General features: G+C 64.2%; 19 protein-coding genes and 1 tRNA gene. 11 read left to right on the top strand and 9 right to left on the bottom strand.

Annotation, left to right across the window (positions count from 1 at the left end):
* Positions 1-9: 9 nt before the first annotated feature.
* The gene (locus HHL08_RS00990; RefSeq protein ID WP_169570579.1) at positions 10-195 is read right to left on the bottom strand and encodes a DUF4169 family protein; all 186 of its coding nucleotides are present in this window, start codon (positions 193-195) and stop codon (positions 10-12) included.
* A gap of 150 nt (positions 196-345) precedes the next feature.
* On the opposite strand from HHL08_RS00990, the gene HHL08_RS00985 reads away from it, so the two are divergent.
* The gene (locus tag HHL08_RS00985) at positions 346-1,341 is read left to right on the top strand and encodes a LacI family DNA-binding transcriptional regulator (protein ID WP_169570578.1); all 996 of its coding nucleotides are present in this window, start codon (positions 346-348) and stop codon (positions 1,339-1,341) included.
* A gap of 8 nt (positions 1,342-1,349) precedes the next feature.
* Here HHL08_RS00985 and HHL08_RS00980 read toward each other — a convergent pair.
* Positions 1,350-1,423, bottom strand: a tRNA-Gly gene (locus HHL08_RS00980).
* 110 nt (positions 1,424-1,533) lie between these two features.
* Here HHL08_RS00980 and HHL08_RS00975 point away from each other — a divergent pair.
* The 4 genes from HHL08_RS00975 (at position 1,534) to HHL08_RS00960 (ending at position 7,103) form a co-directional block, all read left to right on the top strand.
* Positions 1,534-2,490 carry a LysR family transcriptional regulator gene (locus tag HHL08_RS00975; protein ID WP_169571072.1) on the top strand — a complete coding sequence of 319 codons (957 nt, stop codon included), beginning with the start codon at positions 1,534-1,536 and terminating at the stop codon, positions 2,488-2,490.
* Positions 2,491-2,600: 110 nt separating this feature from the next.
* Positions 2,601-4,718 (top strand): TonB-dependent receptor, encoded by a 2,118-nt coding sequence (locus HHL08_RS00970; RefSeq protein ID WP_169570577.1) that lies wholly within the window; start codon positions 2,601-2,603, stop codon positions 4,716-4,718.
* 133 nt (positions 4,719-4,851) lie between these two features.
* On the top strand, positions 4,852-5,967 hold the full coding sequence (locus tag HHL08_RS00965; RefSeq protein ID WP_169571071.1) for a DUF47 family protein: 1,116 nt from the start codon (positions 4,852-4,854) through the stop codon (positions 5,965-5,967).
* Between the two features lie 137 nt (positions 5,968-6,104).
* A complete protein-coding gene (locus HHL08_RS00960) occupies positions 6,105-7,103 on the top strand; it encodes an inorganic phosphate transporter (protein WP_169570576.1) in 999 nt (332 codons plus the stop codon).
* Positions 7,104-7,175: 72 nt separating this feature from the next.
* Here the strand turns inward: HHL08_RS00960 and HHL08_RS00955 are convergent, their stop codons facing one another.
* Entirely contained in the window at positions 7,176-7,352 is a 177-nt protein-coding gene (locus HHL08_RS00955) for a hypothetical protein (protein ID WP_165363573.1), read from the bottom strand.
* Positions 7,353-7,492: 140 nt separating this feature from the next.
* On the opposite strand from HHL08_RS00955, the gene HHL08_RS00950 reads away from it, so the two are divergent.
* Entirely contained in the window at positions 7,493-8,902 is a 1,410-nt protein-coding gene (locus HHL08_RS00950; RefSeq protein WP_169570575.1) for a helix-turn-helix domain-containing protein, read from the top strand.
* A 30-nt stretch (positions 8,903-8,932) separates the two neighbouring features.
* On the opposite strand, the gene HHL08_RS00945 is transcribed toward HHL08_RS00950, so the two are convergent.
* The 3 genes from HHL08_RS00945 to HHL08_RS26075 all read right to left on the bottom strand — a co-directional run bounded on the left by HHL08_RS00945 (position 8,933) and on the right by HHL08_RS26075 (position 11,345).
* Positions 8,933-9,811, bottom strand: coding sequence for a bestrophin family protein (locus HHL08_RS00945; RefSeq protein WP_169570574.1), 879 nt, complete (start codon positions 9,809-9,811; stop codon positions 8,933-8,935).
* 54 nt (positions 9,812-9,865) lie between these two features.
* Positions 9,866-10,177 carry a hypothetical protein gene (locus HHL08_RS00940; RefSeq protein ID WP_169570346.1) on the bottom strand — a complete coding sequence of 104 codons (312 nt, stop codon included), beginning with the start codon at positions 10,175-10,177 and terminating at the stop codon, positions 9,866-9,868.
* A 310-nt stretch (positions 10,178-10,487) separates the two neighbouring features.
* Positions 10,488-11,345, bottom strand: coding sequence for a cold-shock protein (locus HHL08_RS26075; protein ID WP_169570572.1), 858 nt, complete (start codon positions 11,343-11,345; stop codon positions 10,488-10,490).
* Between the two features lie 281 nt (positions 11,346-11,626).
* Between HHL08_RS26075 and HHL08_RS00930 the strand changes: the two genes are divergently transcribed.
* Genes HHL08_RS00930 through HHL08_RS00920 form a run of 3 tightly spaced genes read left to right on the top strand, consistent with a single transcriptional unit; the run spans position 11,627 to position 13,476 of the window.
* Complete coding sequence (locus HHL08_RS00930; RefSeq protein WP_169570571.1) at positions 11,627-12,244, top strand: ribonuclease D; 618 nt, start codon at positions 11,627-11,629, stop codon at positions 12,242-12,244.
* 21 nt (positions 12,245-12,265) lie between these two features.
* Positions 12,266-12,913, top strand: a complete 648-nt coding sequence (locus tag HHL08_RS00925) for an LPS export ABC transporter periplasmic protein LptC (protein ID WP_169570570.1) — start codon at positions 12,266-12,268, stop codon at positions 12,911-12,913.
* On the top strand, positions 12,913-13,476 hold the full coding sequence (locus HHL08_RS00920) for an LptA/OstA family protein (RefSeq protein WP_169570568.1): 564 nt from the start codon (positions 12,913-12,915) through the stop codon (positions 13,474-13,476). Before HHL08_RS00925 ends, HHL08_RS00920 begins: the two co-directional genes overlap by 1 nt.
* Before the next feature lie 200 nt (positions 13,477-13,676).
* On the opposite strand, the gene HHL08_RS00915 is transcribed toward HHL08_RS00920, so the two are convergent.
* The 3 genes from HHL08_RS00915 to recQ all read right to left on the bottom strand — a co-directional run bounded on the left by HHL08_RS00915 (position 13,677) and on the right by recQ (position 17,239).
* Positions 13,677-14,534 (bottom strand): hypothetical protein, encoded by an 858-nt coding sequence (locus HHL08_RS00915; RefSeq protein ID WP_169570567.1) that lies wholly within the window; start codon positions 14,532-14,534, stop codon positions 13,677-13,679.
* 360 nt (positions 14,535-14,894) lie between these two features.
* A complete protein-coding gene (locus HHL08_RS00910; protein WP_169570565.1) occupies positions 14,895-15,323 on the bottom strand; it encodes a TIGR01244 family sulfur transferase in 429 nt (142 codons plus the stop codon).
* Between the two features lie 143 nt (positions 15,324-15,466).
* Entirely contained in the window at positions 15,467-17,239 is a 1,773-nt protein-coding gene (recQ, locus tag HHL08_RS00905) for a DNA helicase RecQ (protein WP_169570564.1), read from the bottom strand.
* Positions 17,240-17,407: 168 nt separating this feature from the next.
* Here recQ and HHL08_RS00900 point away from each other — a divergent pair, with 168 nt between their 5' ends.
* Both HHL08_RS00900 and HHL08_RS00895 read left to right on the top strand, forming a co-directional pair.
* Complete coding sequence (locus HHL08_RS00900; protein WP_169570562.1) at positions 17,408-17,698, top strand: GIY-YIG nuclease family protein; 291 nt, start codon at positions 17,408-17,410, stop codon at positions 17,696-17,698.
* A gap of 499 nt (positions 17,699-18,197) precedes the next feature.
* Complete coding sequence (locus tag HHL08_RS00895; RefSeq protein ID WP_169570561.1) at positions 18,198-19,061, top strand: D-amino-acid transaminase; 864 nt, start codon at positions 18,198-18,200, stop codon at positions 19,059-19,061.

The raw sequence follows: 19,061 nt of genomic DNA, 5'->3' as shown, positions 1-19,061 counted from the left end.
TGCGGCATCCTAATCGTCGCTGGACTCGCGTCTTGCGCCATCAAGCAGAGCAATACGGCGCTGCTCCTCTTGCGCATCCGCCAGCCGTTGCGCCTTGGTGCGCCCGAAACGCGCGCGATTTTCCTGCGCCGCCTGCGCCTTGTCCACGCGCGCCTTCGCCTTGCGCGCCTGCCGCAGATTGACGATGTTGGTCATGATCGGTCTTTCCATCGCTCCTGTGCCGCCACCCGATCATAAACTTGCCACGGGCGACTTGCCAATCGGCATCGGCTGTCGCCATGGTCGGCGCTTTCCGCTCCAGCCCCTTCCGCTCCAACCCCCTCTGCTCCAACATTGCGAAGATTCATGACCAGCATCCACGATGTCGCCGCCCTCGCCCAGGTTTCGATCAAGACGGTGTCGCGCGTCGTCAACAAGGCACCCAATGTCAGCCCGGAGTTGCAGGCGCGGGTGGACGCGGCGATCAAGCAGTTGGACTATCGCCCCAACCAGTCGGCGCGGCGGCTGGCGGGGGGCAAGTCCTTCATGATCGCCTTCCTCTATAACAACCCAGCGCCGGGCTATGTCAGCCGCATCCAGATCGGCGCGGCCTGGCGCTGCCGCGAACTGGGCTATCATCTGGTGGTGGAGCCGATTTCGCCCGGTGGTGAGGAACGGTTCGAAGTGCTCGACCGGCTGGTGGCGGCGCTGCGCCCCGACGGCGTGCTGCTGGTGCCGCCGCTGTCGGACGATGAAGGGCTACTGGCCCGGCTGGCGGAGATGAAGCTGCCCTATGCCCGCATCGCCGGGTCGGTGGTCGCAGCGAGTTTCACCATTCATACGCCAGAGCGCGCCGCAGGGCGCATGGTCGCCGACCATCTGATCGCGCTTGGCCATCGCCGCATCGGCGTCATCACCCCGCCCCCGACCCACCGCGCGGCGCTGCGTCGGGTCGATGGGGTTCGCGACGGGCTGGCCGCCGCAGATATCGCCATCGACGACGCGCTGTTCGTCCAAGGCCAGTTCGATTTCGCATCCGGCATAGAGGCGGGTGAGGCGCTGCTGGCGCTGCCGCAGCCGCCAAGCGCGGTCTTTGCCACCAATGACGACATGGCGCTGGGCGTGCTGACTCTGGCGCATCGTATCGGGCTGCGCGTGCCGGAGGATCTGTCGGTGACCGGGTTCGACGACACATCGGCAAGCCTGACATCCTGGCCGCCGCTGACCACCGTGCGCCAGCCGCTGGAGGATATGGGCCGCTCCGTCATCGACGCGCTGGCCAACGGGCCGGTCGATGCGCCGGAATTCCTGTTCACGCTGGTCGAAAGGGGCAGCTCGGGACCGCTGTCGCCGGACCGCTGAAAACAGCGTGGAGCGGGTAGCGGGGATCGAACCCGCATCACAAGCTTGGAAGGCTAGTGCTCTACCATTGAGCTATACCCGCCCGGCAGGCGGCCGCCCTGCCATCATCGGGTGGCGCTCGTCAACAGTCCATTGCAGGATATGGCGAAGATCGCCCTTAACCCCCTGCGATATTTCCTCTATCACCGCCCGATGGACAGCCCCTCCCTGCGCCAATTGGACATATTCGCGCAGATGGTGGCGGCAGGCGGTGTTACGCGCTGCGCCGATGCATTGGGCGTCGAGGTGGAGCAGGTGCTACGCGACCTGGCGTCGCTGGAGATGCGGCTGGGCTATCGGCTGTTCGACGATCTGGACGGCGCGGCGCGGCTGACGCCGGCGGGGCGCAAGACGGCGCAGGCGATGACGCTGCTGAGCGAGGACCGACCCGCGCCGGTGGAAGAGGCAGCGCTGCCCCCTCAACCCACCCCGCCATCGCTGCCCCAACCGGCCACCCTCTTCCCCGCGCCACCGACGGTGCCGGAGGGTCCGGCCCGTCTGGTCATCACCCTGGCCGCGCCGCCCCCCGTCTTCGGCCATTTTCAGGATGCGCTGGCCGCGTTCGAGGCGGCGAACGAGGATATCGCGATCATACTGGACCTGCATATCCATACCGCGCAGGACGCGGCGGTGGCGCTGGCCAATGGGCGGGCGGACATCGCCTATTTCTACGCGCTGGAGGAGCCGGAAGACCTCAAGTCCCGCTATGGCTGGTCGGAACCGCTCAACCTTTATGCCGACAGCGGCCATCCCCTGGCGCGGGCCGACAGCGTCAGCCGCGACGACCTGGCCATGACGCCGATGTTGTCGCTGGAAACACGCAGCGGGATGCGCGACATTATTGACGCGGCGCTCGCCAAGGGCCGGGTGCGCAATGTGATGCCGCTGCTGGAAAGCGACAATATGTTCGAGATCATCGCCGCGCTGCGCGATGGCGCAGGCTGCTTCGCGGCATTTGGGACGTTGGCCCGCGACCTCGGCCGGATGAGCGGCATCAAGCGGCTGGCACTGGACATTCCCCTGCCCGCCGTCGAAATTCGCCAGGCGGTTGCCCCGCGCGCGGCGGAAAAGCCGGCGGTCGAGGCGCTGGCGGAATTTCTCTTCCTCTGATCGGGCGCAATAATGTCGCGTCGCAGCAAAAATGCGGCGAACCGATATTGATATGATGTATCATCCTAGATACAGGATTACATCAGACCAGAACCAAAGGGTTGATCCTCATGTCCCGCTTTCCGATGCTGCGCGCAGGCTGCGCCGTTACCGCGCTTTGCCTCGCCATGCCTGTTCTCGCCCAAACCACGCCGACGCCGGATGCAGGCGATCAGGCCTATCACGACGCGCAAGCTAATATCGTCGTCACCGCGATCATCCCGCGTAAGCAGGGCGACATCCTGTCGGGCACAACGGTCATTACCGGACAGAAATTGACGCGCGAAATGCGCTCCACCATCGGCGAAACGCTGGCGCGCCAACCGGGCGTGTCGGCCACATCGTTTGGCCCCAATGCGTCGCGCCCGGTGCTGCGCGGATTCCAGGGCGAGCGCGTGCGCATCCTGACCGACGGGATCGGCAGTTTCGACGTGTCGAACACCTCGGTCGATCATGCGGTGGCGATCAACCCGCTGACCGCCGACCGGATCGAAGTGCTGCGCGGCCCGGCGGCGCTGCTCTACGGATCGTCGGCGATCGGCGGCGTGGTCAACGTGATCGACAGCCGCATCCCGCGCCGCGTGCCTGACGAGCCGGTGCATATCGACGCGATCGGCACCTATGGCAGCGCATCCAATGAGCGGACCGGATCGGGCGAGGTCGAAATCCCGTTGAGCGACAAGTTCGTCGTCCATTTCGACGGCAGCTACACCAAGACCGGCAATCTCGACACCGGCAGCTATATCCTGACCCCGGCGCTGCGCGCGCAGGCGGCAGCAAGCGGCGATCCAGAGATCGAGGGTCTGTCCACGCTGCGCGGCAAGTTGCCCAACAGTGCGGCCGAGACATGGGAAGTCGCGGGCGGTGCGGCGCTCATCACCGATGGCGGCAATCTGGGCTTTTCGGTCGCCCATACCGACAATTTTTATGGCGTGCCGGTGCGTTATGCGACGGAGGCAGGCGGCGAGGCGGAGCAGGTGCGGTTGCACATGAAGCAGGACCGCGTCGATATGCGCGCGGAATTGCCGGTCAATGGCAGCCTGCTGGAATCGATCCGCTTCCGCGCCGGTTTCGCCGATTACCAGCATCAGGAAATCGAGGACACGGGCGAGGTCGGCACGACATTCTACAACCAGTCGATGGAATCGCGGCTGGAACTGGTCCAGGCCAAGCGCGGCGGATGGGACGGCGCGATCGGCGCGCAGTTTTTCACCCGCAAATTCTATGTCGTGGGCGAAGAGAAATTTCTGCCGCGCAACCAGACCGACCAGTTGGGCATCTTCACGCTTCAGTCGATCGACCTGGGGACGACGCGGGTCGAGGTCGGCGGGCGTTTCGAACATACCGACGTCAGTGCGGACGCGGACGCAACCCTGTTCAACCCGGCCTATGACCGTAATTTCAACACCGTGTCGGGGTCGATCGGCGCGAGCCATGAACTGACGCCGGGCTGGCGGCTGGGCCTGAACCTGTCGCGCACGGAGCGCGCGCCGTCGGCCGAAGAATTATACGCCCGCGGCAATCATGCCGGCACGCAGGCGTTCGAAGTCGGCAATCCGAATTTCGGCAAGGAAAAAAGCTGGGGCGTCGAAGGCACGCTGCGCGGCCAAGGCGAAGGCTACACCATAGCCCTGTCCGCCTATCATAACTGGTTTAGCGGCTATATCTATGACGCGCTGGTCGATGACAGCGCCTGTATGGCGGTAAATGGCGGCGCGGAGCTGGAATTTCCCTGCTATCAATATAACCAGGCCGATGCCCGCTATATGGGCTTCGAGGCGGAAACCACGGTCAAGCTGGGGCAGATCGGCGGCTATGCCATCAATCTGGACGGGGTGGCCGACTATGTCCGCGCGACGATCAAGGGCAATGGCCCCGCGCCGCGCATTCCCCCGCTGCGCCTGTTGGGCGCGCTGGAAGCGCAGAGCGACCGGCTGAGCCTGCGTGGCGAGGTGGAGCATAGCTTCGCGCAGAACCGCACCGCGGTTCGCGAAACCGACACCGATGGCTTCACGCTGGTCAATGCGTCGCTGTCGTGGAAGCCGCTGAAGGGCAATGACCGCACGACGCTGACGCTGTCGGCGAACAATATCTTCGATGTCGAAGCGCGGCGGGCTGCGAGTTTCCTCAAGGATTATGCGCCGCTGCCCGGCCGCGACATCCGCCTGACGGCGCGCCTGTCGATCTGATTTGCGCAATCGGCCCCTGCGCATATCGCGCAGGGGCCGATTGCGAAATATGACAATATCGTTACAAGGCGCGCATGGAACGCGCGGTGGGCAAGAGGATGGAACAGGGCAAGGCCCCATGGCGGGTCGGCTGATGCGCCAGATTGCCGCTTTGCCCTACAGCACCGCCGCCGACGGATCGATGCAGATCCTGCTCATCACATCACGCGAAACGCGGCGCTGGGTGATACCCAAGGGCAATCGCATCAAGGGCCTGGCCGGGCATCGCGCCGCGGAGCTGGAAGCCTATGAGGAAGCGGGCATCCATGGCATCGCCTGCCCCGCGCCGCTGGGCCGCTACAGTTATGACAAGCGCAAGCGCAAGGGCGGATCGCGCGAGGCCACGGTCGAGGTTTTTCCGCTTGCGGTCACCGGCCACCTGACGCAATGGCCCGAACAGGGCCAAAGGGAACTGCGCTGGTTCCCCGTCGCCGAAGCCGCAAAAGCGGTCGACGAACCCGATCTGCAATCGATCATCGCGGCCTTCCGCGAACCGCCCGCCGATCCGGGCTGGTTCCTGCGACTGCTGCTGGCGATCCGCGACCGACAGAATGAAAGGACTGGAATGCTCCGCTGGTTTCACGCGCTGATGCCCAAGCAGGGACGGTTCTTCGAACAATTCGAAGATCATGCCGCGACCCTGGTGTTCGGCGCCGATGCGCTGGGCAAGCTGCTGAAGGGCGGCCCGGACATGGCGGCGCATATCAAGGAGATTTCCGACCGCGAACATGAAGCGGACGACATCATCCGCGACGTGTTGCAGGACGTCCGCCGCATCTTCGTCACCCCGTTCGACCGCAGCGCCATCACCGGCCTCATTGGCGTGATGGACGATGCGATCGACCAGATGAACCAGACCGCCAAGGCGATCGCGCTGTACGAGGTCAAGGAGTTCGCGCCGCAGATGCAGGATATGAGCGCGCTGATCGTGGAATGCGCGCGCATCACCGCCGAAGCGATGCCGCTACTGCGCTCGCTCAACCTCAATTCGACACGACTGCACGATTTGACCGAGCGGCTGGTGAAGCTGGAGGGCCATGCCGACATCCTGCACGAATCGGGATTGAAGGCGCTGTTCCAGAAGGCGCAAGCCGGCAACACGATGGACTTCATCGTCGGCAGCGAGATTTACAGCCATCTGGAAAAGGTGACCGACCGGTTCGAGGATGTCGCCAACGAGATTTCCGGCCTGGTCATCGACCACGCCTGATCCGCTCACGACACATACACCCGTTCGCTTCGAGCCTGTCGAGAAGCGGATAGCGCGCCCATCTCGTTTCTCGACTTCGCTCGAAACGAACGGATTTTAGGATGCTTCGATCCATGCAGGATAGAGTTTAGCTCGCCATGGACCCCATCGCCCTTCCCCTGCTGATCGCGCTGATCGGTGTCGCATTGCTGTTCGATTTCCTGAACGGCCTGCACGACGCCGCCAATTCGATCGCGACCATCGTCTCGACCCGTGTGCTTAAACCGCAATATGCGGTCGCCTGGGCCGCCTTCTTCAACTTCATCGCCTTCCTCTTCTTCGGCCTGCATGTCGCCGAGACGGTGGGCAAGGGCATTGTCGACGCCAGCATCATCGACCCGCAGGTGATCTTCGGCGCGCTGATGGGGGCGATCGCCTGGAACCTCATCACCTGGGGGCTGGGGATTCCGTCCTCGTCCAGCCATGCGCTGATCGGCGGATTGCTGGGCGCGGGCACCGCCAAGGCGGGGCTGGGCGCGGTGGTGTGGAGCGGCGTGTTCAAGACCAGCGCAGCGATCGTGATCTCGCCCGCGGTCGGCCTGTTTCTGGCGCTGATGCTGGTGCTGGTCATCAGTTGGGTCTTCCGCAAATTCACGCCGCAGGGCGCGGACAGCGTGTTCCGAAAGCTGCAACTCGTATCCGCCTCGCTCTATTCGCTGGGCCATGGCGGCAATGATGCGCAGAAGACGATGGGGATCATCGCCGTGCTGCTCTATTCGCAGGGGATGCTGACCGGCGGCTTCCATGTGCCGCTCTGGGTGGTGCTGAGCTGTCAGGCGGCGATGGGTCTGGGCACTTTGCTGGGCGGGTGGAAGATCGTCCACACCATGGGATCGAAGATCACCCGGCTGACCCCGGCGCAGGGTTTCTGCGCGGAAACCGGCGGCGCGATCACCCTGTTCATGGCGACGCATCTGGGCATTCCGGTATCGACCACCCACACCATCACCGGCGCGATTGTCGGCGTAGGCGCGTCGCGGCGGCTGTCAGCAGTGCGGTGGAACGTGGCGTCGAGCATCATCGTCGCCTGGGTCGTCACCCTGCCCGCCAGCGCGGCGATCGGCGCGCTGTTCTACTGGCTGACGAAGTTCTTCTGACGTAGCGTGTTGGGTAATGAAAGGGGCGCGGGAATGATCCCGCGCCCTTTGTCATGCGGTCCGTGCGAGTGTTTACGCGACCCGACCGAGGCGGTGGTAGAGATTGGCATATTTGACCGATTCCGGCTGGTCCTGAACCTCGCGCAGATAATGGGCGATGGCGGTGCGGATCAGGCCGAAATCCTCCTGAGAGAAAACGGCGCGCGAACGGGTCGGCTCGCGGGTCTGTTCGATCGTGTCGGTGGTCATGTTGATGTCCTTCGCGGCTGTGCCCGTTGGGGCTGATGAACACCGAGTTAGACAGTTGAATCATAATGCGTAAGAGCGATGAGTGGCCGCCAGTCATAATCTGATTTGGTCATACTGTCATTTTATGACATTATGACCTTATGGCAGAATTGACCGACCGCAAACTCTATCTTGGCCCCAAGCTGCGCGTATTGCGCCGCGAACTGGGGCTGAACCAGACGCAGATGGCGGAGGAACTGGGCGTGTCGCCCAGCTATCTCAACCATCTGGAGCGCAACCAGCGCCCGCTGACCGCGCAGATGCTGCTGCGGCTGGCCAACACCTATGACATCGACATTCGCGATTTCACCGCGCAGGCGCAGGAGGGCGGCCCGCGTGAGTTGAGCGAAATCCTGTCCGACGCGCTGGTGCGCGACATCGGCATCGCGCGCGACGAGGTGCTGGAGGTCGCGGAAAATTATCCCGGCGTCAGCGAGGCGATCGCCCGCTTCTATCGCGCATTGAGCGACCTGCGGCGGATGCCGGGCGAGGCGCTGGCAAGGGGCGACGGGGCACCCGCGCCACTGGTCGCGCCGGTCGACTGGCTGCGCGAGATGATCGCGCGCGCGGGCAATCATTTCGCGGAGATCGATGCGGGGGCGGAGGCGATCATCGCCGACCTGCCCGACGACCCGACGCTTTTACAGGCGGAATTGCGCGCGCGATTGAAGGACCGACACGGCATGGCGTGCCTGGTGGTGCGCGGCGACGTGCTGGATGGGACATTGCGCCATTATGACATGCACCGGCGACGGGTGATGCTGAGCGAGCGGCTACCGGCATCAGGCCGCCTGTTCGCGATCGCCTATCATCTGTGCGCGCAGGAACTGGCCGATGCGATCGCCGCGCAGATCGCCCGCGCCGCGCCACCGGACGAGGACAGCCGCCGCCTCGCCAGCATGGCGCTGACCAACTATGCCGCCGCCGCGCTCATCATGCCCTATGATCGTTTCCGCCAGGCGGCCGAACAGAGCCGGCACGACCTGCCCCTGCTGCGCGACCGGTTCGGCGTGTCGACCGAGCAACTGGCGCATCGCCTGACCAGCCTCAATCGCACCGGGGCGCGGGGCATCCCCTTTTTCATGGCGAAGATCGACCGGGCGGGGATCATCTCCAAGCGGTTCGATGGCGAGGCCTGGCCCTTCGCCCGCTATGGCGGCACCTGCCCGCGCTGGGACGCGCATGGCGCGCAGGAAGCGGACCGGGTCGCGCCGCAACTGATCGAGACGCTGGACGTCAAGCGCTTCCTGACGCTGGCGATCGGCCTGCCGCCGGGCGCGGCGCGCGGCCGATCGGTGATCGCCCTGGGGTGCGAGGCGAAACATGCGGGCCGGATCGTCCATGCCGACGGGATCGACGTCGAGCGGGACGCGGCGACCGGGATCGGCCCGACATGCCATTTGTGCGAACGCCGCGCCTGCCCCGATCGCGCGCTGCCGCCGGTGACCCGCGCGCTCGACCTGCACAGTTACGAACGCACGGTCGCGCCCTTCCCGTTCAGGCGGGTCTGAGCTTGCTCCGGCGCGCGCAACGCCCGCGCATCACCATAATATGCCGGCCTTGTCGGGGGCCAGCGGCGGCGGCGCGGGATCGCCGATCGCCTGAAGCAGGTCGATCTCGATCGTGCGGCACATGGCGCTGAGCGGCAGGTCGTGCGGGCTGTTGTCGAACGGATCGACCAGATCGTCGCCGATCGCCAGCACCGCCAGGAACATCAGGCCCGCGACCGTCGATCCCAGCGGCGTCGCCAACCCCATCGTTTCGACCAACCCGATGGGCAGCAACAGGCACATCAAATGGGTGAACAATGTCGGGAAGAAGCGATATTGCACCGGCAACGGCGTATTCTTCAACCGCTCCATGCCACCCTGGGCATTGGCGATATCGACCAGCACCGCCTCCATCGCCGCTTGCTGGATGGTGTCGATCCAGCCACGTCGCCGCGCATCGTCGATGCGGCGGCCGGTGCCGTCCAACAGGCCGTTGGCAATATTGGCCCGCGCCAGCGCCGGATCGCCTTTTGACAGGAAGCGGGTGACGTCGGTGTCAGGCTTTTGCCGCCGCAACTGGCAGCGCAGGGCGTGGACATAGGCGATCTGGTGCAGGACGATGGCGCGCTTCGCCTCCCGCGCTTCCTCGGGCAGGAGGTTGCGCGCCTGCCGCGCCAGATTGCGGCTGGCGTTGATCATCAACCCCCATAGGCCGCGCCCCTCCCACCAACGCTGATAGGCTGAATTGCTGCGGAACCCCAAGAATAGCACCAGCGCCGAGCCGAATAGCGTCAGCGGCAAGGACGGGGCGGTAAAGGGGATAATGAAATAGGTCGCGGTGACAATCACGTCCCACACGAACAGCAGCGCCAGCGGCTTCCACACCTCCCGTACTATCTGCTTGATGCCTGGTGTTGCGGTGACGATCATGATGGCGCCATCCCCGATGACGGGTGGGCCGGATGCAAAAGCCGTTGCATGGGATCAATCGACGCCAGGTGCCCTGTTGCCGCCCACCTTGTCACCAGCGATCCTGTCGCCCGACACCTCGCCTCGCGTCAGGCGGAACGAGCGATCGCCATGCCTGGCCTGCGCCGCATCCTGCCTGTCGGCATATTTGTCCGATGCATTGGCCATCGCCAGCGCAGCGCCGGACGCGGGGCGCACCGCGAACCATTCGGCCCGATCGATCGCGATCAAATAGGCCAGGCTGCCAAGGCCGAAACAGAGCAGCATGAATGAAGCCGCAGCTTTCTCGATCATCATACGGCGATTCTTGGGATCGGTTTGGTTCATTGAAGACCTCCATCTGATGTTACGCCCCCCAAACTAGGAAGCCTGCAAGATGGATGCATGGCGCGGCTGTAAGATAATATTGCTGTGCCGCAGCATGGGGCGCAGCGCGCGTAATCGACGGCAAAGCAATATTTTGTTACATATTTTTAGTCTTATCGATAAATATACTCGCATTCGCAGCATGGCAGATCGGCAGATAACCCAGCCAATGATCCCATCATCCCGCGCGCCCGGACGCGAAAAAGGGCCGCCCTCTCGGGCGACCCTCTTTTCATCCTCTCCCCTGTAACAGGGATGGTTCGTCGGTGCCTTATTCGGCCTTCGACTGGAGGTTCACCGCAGCGTATTTGCCGCGACGATCGACTTCCAGTTCGAAGTCGAGACGGTCACCCTCGTTCAGGGCGGCCATGCCGGCGCGTTCGACGGCGCTGATGTGGACGAAGGCGTCAGGCTGGCCATCATCGCGCTGAATGAAGCCGAAGCCCTTCATCGCGTTGAAGAACTTCACCGTGCCGCTGGAGCGCTCGCCGGTCAACTGACGCTGCGGGCCACCACGATCGCCGCCCGCAGGGGCGCCGAAACCACCGGCGCGCGGTTCGCGTGCTTCGCGCGGCGGACCGCGATCGGTCACGGGAAGCGGCTCGCCTTCGATCTTCAGATCGGTCGCCGACACCTTGCCGCCGCGATCGACCAGCGTGAAGCCGAGCGGCTGACCTTCGGCCAGACCGGTCAGACCGGCCTGCTCGACAGCGCTGATATGCACGAACACGTCTTCGCCGCCATCATCACGAACGACGAAGCCGAAGCCCTTTTGCCCGTTGAAGAATTTGACGACGCCCGTGCCTTCGCCAACGACCTGGGCAGGCATGCCGCGACCACCGCCGCCGCCGCCGCCACCGAAGCCGCCACCACCGCCGCCGCCGCCGAAGCCACCGCCGCCGCTGCGACCACCGCCGAAGCCGCCGCCACCGCCGCGATCACCGCCGCCGAAACCTCCACGATCGCCGCCGAAGCCACCACCGCCGCCGCCGAAGCGATCACCGCCGAAGCCGCCGCCGCCACCACCGCCGCCAAAGCCGCCACGGCCCTGATCGTAGAAATTGTCGTCGCCGAAACCGTCGCGCTTGTCCTTGCCGCGCCCGCCGCGGCGACCTCTATCAAAACTCATGCCCTGTTAGTCACTTTCGCTTCGCCCCAAGACCAATCGGACAAACACATGTCGGGCGAATGACATGCAGAATCCACCGCAGACGCGGATTTGGGAATCACTATATCAACTTTTCAGAGCAGCGCGAATGATTTTCACTGTTGCGATCCTGTTCCGTTCCAATTGGCCAAAATGGCCCCCAGCCACCGCCATGCGCCGGGCAAATGACGGCTTTCGTCGCGAAGATCCGGCCCGGCAAAGCCTTGATTGCGGTTGGACCTGTTTCACCATAAGGGAAGGATATGACCGTTCATTTCCATGAAGAAGATCTGCCCGCCGGCGTGCTCGCCCCCGGCCCGATCGCCATCGACACCGAAACCATGGGGCTGATCACCCCGCGCGACCGCCTGTGCGTGGTCCAGATCAGCGATGGCAAGGGCGACGAACATCTCGTCCGTTTCAAGCCCGGCAGCGATTATGCCGCGCCCAACCTGCGCGCCGTGCTGGCCGATCCGGATCGGCTGAAACTCTATCATTTCGGCCGGTTCGATCTGGCGGCGATCAAACATTATATGGGCATCGTCGCCGCACCCGTCTATTGCACCAAAATCGCCTCGCGCCTGATCCGCACCTATACCGACCGCCATGGGTTGAAGGAACTGGTGCGCGAACTGCTGGGCCAGGACATTAGCAAGCAGCAGCAGTCGAGCGACTGGGGCGGCCCCGTCCTGTCGGACGCGCAGAAGGATTATGCCGCGTCGGACGTGCGCTACCTCCATGCGCTGAAAGCCGAACTGGACAAGCGCCTGATCCGCGAAGGGCGGATGGAACTGGCCCAGGCCTGTTTCGACTTCCTGCCCCATCGCGCCGAACTCGATCTGGCCGGATGGCCGGAAATCGACATTTTCTCGCACATGTAACGCAGGCTGAAAGGTCCAACCATGTCCGTCCAGGCCGATCAGCAACGCGATGTCCGCCGCCAGTGGGCGCAGCCGGGCGGGAGTCATGACCGGCTGGTCGCGCTGCTCAAGAATTGGTTGCCGGTCGCGGTCGGGGTGCTGGCGGCGCTGCTGGCGACCGCGCCCTTTACTGGCGGCGATAAGGTCAGCTTCGTCCTCGACAAGAACAAGGTCGAAGTGGCGAAGGACCGGATGCGCCTGACCGAAGCACTGTATCGCGGCGAAGACAGCAAGGGCCAGCCCTTCTCCCTGCGCGCTGGCTCTGCGGTGCAGAAAAGCTCGCGCGAACCGATCGTGGACTTAAGCAGCATGTCGGCGCGCATCCTGCTGTCGGACGGCCCCGCCGTGCTGACCGCGCAAAAGGGGCGGTACGACATGGACACCGAGCGGGTCGGGATCGAAGGGCCGGTGCAGTTCGAGGCGGCGGGCGGCTATCGCCTGACCACGCGCGACGTCGGCATCGACCTCAAGACCCGGCGGATGCGCAGCGCGGGGCGCGTGGATGGGCGGATTCCGATCGGCACGTTCAGCGGCGATCATCTGGAAGCGGACATGGGCGCGCGCACGGTGACATTGAATGGCCGGGCGAACTTGCGCATCGAGCAAAATGGCCTCAAAGGGCGAAACTGATGACACGCACCCTGATCCTGCTTTCGACCGGCTTTGTGGGCGCCGCCGCGATGATGTTCGCCGGTGCCAGCGCCCCATCCTTCGCGCAGGTGATGAAGAATCACGACAGCAACGCCCCGGTCAACTTCAACGCCGACCGGATCGAAGTACAGGACCGCGCCGACCGCGTCGTCGTGTCGGGCAATGTCGAAGTGACGCAGGCCGGCATGACGCTGAACGCCGCGCGCATGACCGTCGCCTATAGCAAGCAGCCGAACGGCGGATCGAATGGAGTGGACATCGACCGGATCGATGCATCCGGCAATGTCGTGGTGACCAAGGCGGACCAGACGGCGCGCGGCAATGTCGCCATCTACGACCTCAACAGCAAGCTGATCACCATGTTGGGCAATGTCACCCTGACGCAGGGGGCGAACCGGCTGAGCGGCGGGCGTCTGGTCATGGACCTGAACACCGGCCGGTCGACGGTCGACGGGCGTTCGTCGGGCGGCGTACCGGGCGCGGCGACCAGTCCCAGCGGGCGCGTGTCGGGGACGTTCACGGTGCCACAGCGGAAGAATTGAGGCGGGGTCGGCGGCTACAAGCGACGATTTTTAGGCTCTCGACGCGGGGATAGGCTCGCCCGATAGCAGCCATTCACCCATCTCCGCTCTGACGCGATCAACCGTCCTGCCCCACAAGACCGAACGACCGTTCCGCTTTCGGGGAGCAGTTATGCGAATATGCGATGCCGAGCATCGGTGAAATGAGACAGACTCCTACGCTACTTGCCAAGTCGCTGCGCCAAATATGCAACGAGCGCTTTCGTCTCCGGATTGAGCTCATTACCAAATATTCCCCGATTGGTGCTGGTATCTGATCGAGGCATTTTGCGAACTTCAGCGATGATACCATGCTCATTAAGTAAGGCAGAAAAGTCAGCGCTGCTGCGCTCATTCCGCCTTTCTTCAGACACCAGAAGCAATGCGTTGGGAACATTGGGCATCGCGAGATGGCTGACTGCAGAGTTGGCCTTTCTTTTTTCTTCCGTTTCACCAAGCGATTCTAATATCTTTGCGCGCCGGTCTGACCTTGCGGTCTGCAGCGTGAGTTCCGGGTCAAAACCGACCGCATCGATCAAGATTAATGCCCGCAAATTTTCAAAAAACAGCGACGTTCCACCAGTCCAGTTCGGGTCGGTGGCCATTAGAGCGGCCGCAGCACCGGCGCTCCCAACGCCGATAATCGCTAACTGGTCCTTTTGGATGCCTCTCCGTTCCGCTTGGCTGGCTAAGCATTGCAGCATGTCACGGGCGTCGGCGATCACATCACGGACTCCGACCGGACGGTTCGGCCTGCTTCCCATCGCTGCCACCGCAATTCCGCTTGCTGCTAGCGTTGCGGCAAGTTTGTAGGTTGAGGGCTTCGGGCTGGTCGGCCACCCACTACTCTCGATAATCAGCACCAATGGTGCTGGCGTGCGGCCTGACGCGCGCCAAAAGTTCATGATCTGTGAATTGCCTGAGCCATAACGAACCGAAACAGGCGGGCGGATTGGGGCAAATTGCTCGCCGATCAACTGGCTCTGCGCATGCGAAGGTGAGGCGGCAACAGTCAGGCCAGTAAAGAGAATGGCTGTCATTAGGGCATGCCGCTCCGCCATGTTGGTCATTCCTTCGTCAGTATGTTCGCCAGCGCCGTCATCGCCTCGATCGCGGGGACGATCACGTTGTCGGCGTTCGGCGAGATGTAAGCTGTAGTGCCATCTAAGATCAATCTAGCCGGTCGCTCCGATGTGCCTCTCTAACCAGTCAGAGATTACAACGAGGCCGAAAACATCATTCACGAAATTAGAAATGAACCGCCGGACGGCGAGAGTGGTGTAAGACAGGTGATGGCACCTAATCCACCATAACTCGGCTTTTTATGCCATCGGGCGTCAGAGCGAACTGACCGCGTCCCACCCATTATGCCATTGGCACGGTCGCCCTTCGTCCGCCCCTTACTGCGGTGCCAGCGCGTCCATGATTTGGCGCACCGGGGCGATGTCATAACCCGCCGCCGCAGCCTGCGCCGACAGCACGTCGGCATTGTCCCCAGCGCGGGCGCGGGTCAGGGCCCAGAGGAGCGTGCTGCGCGTACCCGACCGGCAATAGGCGAGCAGTTTGCCGTCTCCCGCTTGCTCCAGCGCCTGCGCCATGCCGTCGAGTTGCCAGGGGGCAAAGCCGCCATGCGCGACCGGGACGGCGAGATAGGCGATGCCCGCGGCCTTGGCCGCCGCCTCGATCTCTGCGCCGTTGACCTGGCCCGGTTCCTCGTCGTCGGGGCGGTTGTTGATGATGAGTGTGACGCCCTGCGCCTTGGCTTGCTCGACCTGATCGATCGTGATCTGCGGGGCTACGAGGATGCGGTCGGTCAGCTTGCGGAACATGGGATGCGTCTCCTTTGGCGGACGCCATGCGCGCTCATATCCGAGGTTTCAAGAGATTTGGTTCGCGCAGAGGCGCGGAGAGCGCGGAGACAAGAAGAGGTGTCTTCACTCCCTGCGCCCTCTGCGCCTCTGCGCGAACGCCTTTACAGAAACGGCCGGATCGCGTTCAGAAAGGCGTCGCCCCAGGCGTCCAACTTCTTCTGGCCGATGCCGCTGATGTGGCTCATTTCACGGATGGTGGACGGGCGTTGTTCGGCCATTTCGCGCAAGGTCGAATCGTGGAAGATGACATAGGGCGGCACGCCCGCTTCCTGCGCCAGTTCGCGGCGGCAGGCACGCAGCGCGTCGAACAGCGGATCGCCAACCGGATTGGCCTCTGCCCCATTGCGGGCGTTGCGCTTGCCGCGTTCGCGCTTGGGCGGCATCAGGATGCGCACCTCTTCCTCCCCGCGCAGGATCGGCCGGGCGTTGGGGCCGAGCATCAGGCCGCCATGTTCGGTCGTCTCCAGCGCGTCGCGCACCAGCAGCGCGCGCGACACTGGGCGCAGCAGCGCGGTTTCCTCGCCCGTCACGATGCCATGCACCGAAATCTTGTCATGGCCGCGCTCGCGCACCTTGTCGTTCGCCGCGCCGGTCAGCACCGCTTCGATATGGCCGCTGCCGAAGCTCTGGCCGGTGCGGTAGACGGCGGAGAGATATTTGCGCGCCACCTCGGTCGCATCGACGCTGGCCGGGGGCGACAGGCAATTGTCGCAATTGCCGCAGGTGGCAGGCGGCGATTCGCCGAAATGGCGCAGCAGGATCGCCCGGCGGCAGGTCGCGGTTTCGACCAACGCGCCCAGCGCCGCAATGCGGGTGCGTTCGCCCTGCTGGCGGCTCTGCTCCAGTTCCATGATGCGCATACGGGCGCGGGCGAAATCCTCCGCGCCCCAGAAGAGATGCGCGACCGCCGGTTCGCCATCGCGGCCCGCGCGGCCCGATTCCTGATAATAGCCCTCGATCGACTTGGGCAGGCCTGCATGGGCGACGAAGCGCACGTCGGGCTTGTCGATGCCCATGCCGAAGGCGACGGTGGCGACCATCACCATATCCTCGCTGGCGATGAAGGCGGCCTGGTTGCGCGCGCGCACCGCCGGGTCGAGGCCGGCATGATAGGCGCGCACCGCCCGGCCGCCCTTGCCCAGCGTTTCGGCGAGTTTCTCGGTCGCGGCGCGGGTCTGGGCATAGACGATGCCGGGGCCGGGATTGGCGGCGACGAGGTCGGCGAGTTGGCGCGTCAGGCCATCGCGCGGATGGACGGCGTAGCGGATATTGGGCCGGTCGAAGCCGGAGATGATGAGGCCATCGCGCGGGATGCCGAGCTGGACCAGGATATCCTCGCGCGTGTGCGCGTCCGCCGTGGCGGTGAGCGCCAGGCGCGGGACATCGGGAAATTCGTCGAGCAGCGGGCGCAGCAGGCGATAATCAGGGCGGAAATCATGGCCCCATTCGGAGACGCAATGGGCTTCGTCGATGGCGAACAGCGCGACCTTCGCGGCGCGGAGCAGGTTGCGGAACGGTTCCTGGCTGGCGCGTTCGGGGGCGACATAGAGCAGGTCGAGATCGCCATTGCGCAGCCGATCCTGCGTCTCGCGCCAGTCGGCGTCGACGCTGGTAAGGCTGGCCGCGCGCAGGCCCACCGCATTGGCGGCGCGCAACTGGTCATGCATCAGCGCGATCAGCGGAGAAACGACGACGCAGCAGCCATCCAGCGCGGCGGAGGGAAGCTGGTAGCAGAGCGACTTGCCCGCGCCGGTCGGCATGATGGCGAGCGTCGGCTGGCCCCTCATGACGCGGCCGACCACCTCTTCCTGCACCCCGCGAAAGGCGGTGAAACCGAATATGTCGTGGAGAAGCGTGGGAATGTCGGGCCGCATGGGGTGGCCTTAGCGACTGGGGGGTGGCGGGGCTAGGGGGTTGGGGGCGAAGATGGGTGGAAAGGGGACTGGCGGGTTTACAGGAGCAATTGTTCTAGAGCAGTCATAAAATCCACCGTCACCCCAGCGAAGGCTGGGGTCTCAGGCGGCCGCGCGCTACGGTAGGGCATGGCGCGAGGCGGCTACACCTACATCATGACCAACAAGCCGAGGGGTGTTCTCTATATCGGCGTCACAGCCGACATTGCAGCACGCGCCGAACAACATCGAAACGGCACTGGTTCGGCTTTTTGCAAAAAATACGGACTGACCCGCTTGGTTCTAGCCGAGCCACATGATGACATCATGCGCGCCATTGCCCGCGAGAAGGCGCTAAAAGCCTGGAAGCGGGAATGGAAAATCCGGCTTGTCGAAGAGAGGAATCCAGGTTGGCGCGATATGTCAGACGTTATCTCGTGACCGCCTGAGACCTCAGCCTTCGCTGGGGTGACGATGAGGGAAACGGCCGCTTCCAGACAAAGGCACACCATGTTTTGAAGGCAAAAAATGGTCGTTCCCGGCGGCCCCTCCCTTGCCGCTGACACCCCTCTCTCAATCAATACTTCTAATGTAGGATTTTCTCTGATCTACCCTGCGGGATGCGACAACGCCCTGTCTCCTGCCCCATCCCATACCCCATGACCCAGATGGCGCGTCACCGGCGCGTGGGCGTGACTCAGATGGCGCGTCTGCGATACCTATGCGGGCCTCAACCGTGGCCTGACCGCGACGCGCATCCTTCCTCCCCCACGCTTTTCCGTCGCATTCTGGAATCCTTAATCTCCGAAAAAACGCCAGCGACGGTGTGAACTTCGATGCGTGACCCAACCGCGCCATTTCGTTCCCTTACCTTGACCCCACAAACCCGTCCGGCAAAAGCGACGGCAAAACCCACCCGATAAGGATCGCACCCGCTCCCATGTCCACCGCAACCGCCATCGCCTATCTGAACGGCCGCTTCCTGCCCCTCGACGACGTCCGCATTTCGCCGCTCGACCGCGGCTTCCTGTTCGCCGACGGCATTTATGAAGTCGCGGCCGTGATCGACGGCAAGCTGGTCGACAGCGCCAGCCATCTCGCCCGGCTGGAGCGCTCCACCGCCGCGATCGGCATCGCCCTGCCGCTCAGCCTGGCCGACATCGAAGCCGCGCAGAAGGAACTCGTCGCCCGCAGCGGCCTGACCGAAGGCCTCGTCTATCTCCAGATCACCCGCGGCGCCGATGCCAGCCGCGACTTCATCCCCGCTCCCGACCTTCAGCCGACCCTGTTCATGTTCATGCAGGACAAGGTGCTGGTTGACCTGCCCGCGGTCGGCACCGGCATCGCGGTCGCCACCATGCCCGACCTGCGCTGGGCGCGCCGCGACATCAAGAGCGTCGGCCTGCTTGCCCAGGCGATGGCGAAACAGGCCGCCAAGGAAGCGGGCGCGCAGGAAGCCTGGATGATCGAGGACGGGCTCGTCACCGAAGGCGCATCGTCCACCGCCTTCATCGTCACCGACGAAGGCATCGTCACCCGGCCCTACAGCCAGTCGGTGCTGGCCGGCTGCACCGGCGCGGCGCTGACTGCGCTGGCACAGGAAAGCGGCATCGCCGTCATCCGCCGCCCCTTCACCGTCGATGAAGCGCTGGCCGCGAAGGAAGCCTTCATCACCAGCGCATCGACTCTGTGTCTGTCGGTGGTGCGGATCGACGGGCAGCCGGTGGGCGACGGCACGCCCGGCCCGGTAGCGATGCGGCTGCGCGCGCTCTACATCGATTTCGCCCGCGCAACGGGGGTCTGA

This window comes from Sphingobium psychrophilum, from assembly GCF_012927105.1.
Classification (GTDB): Bacteria; Pseudomonadota; Alphaproteobacteria; order Sphingomonadales; family Sphingomonadaceae; genus Sphingobium; species Sphingobium psychrophilum.
Note: the sequence above shows the minus strand (reverse complement) of the source record. Positions and strands in the feature narration are given on the sequence as shown.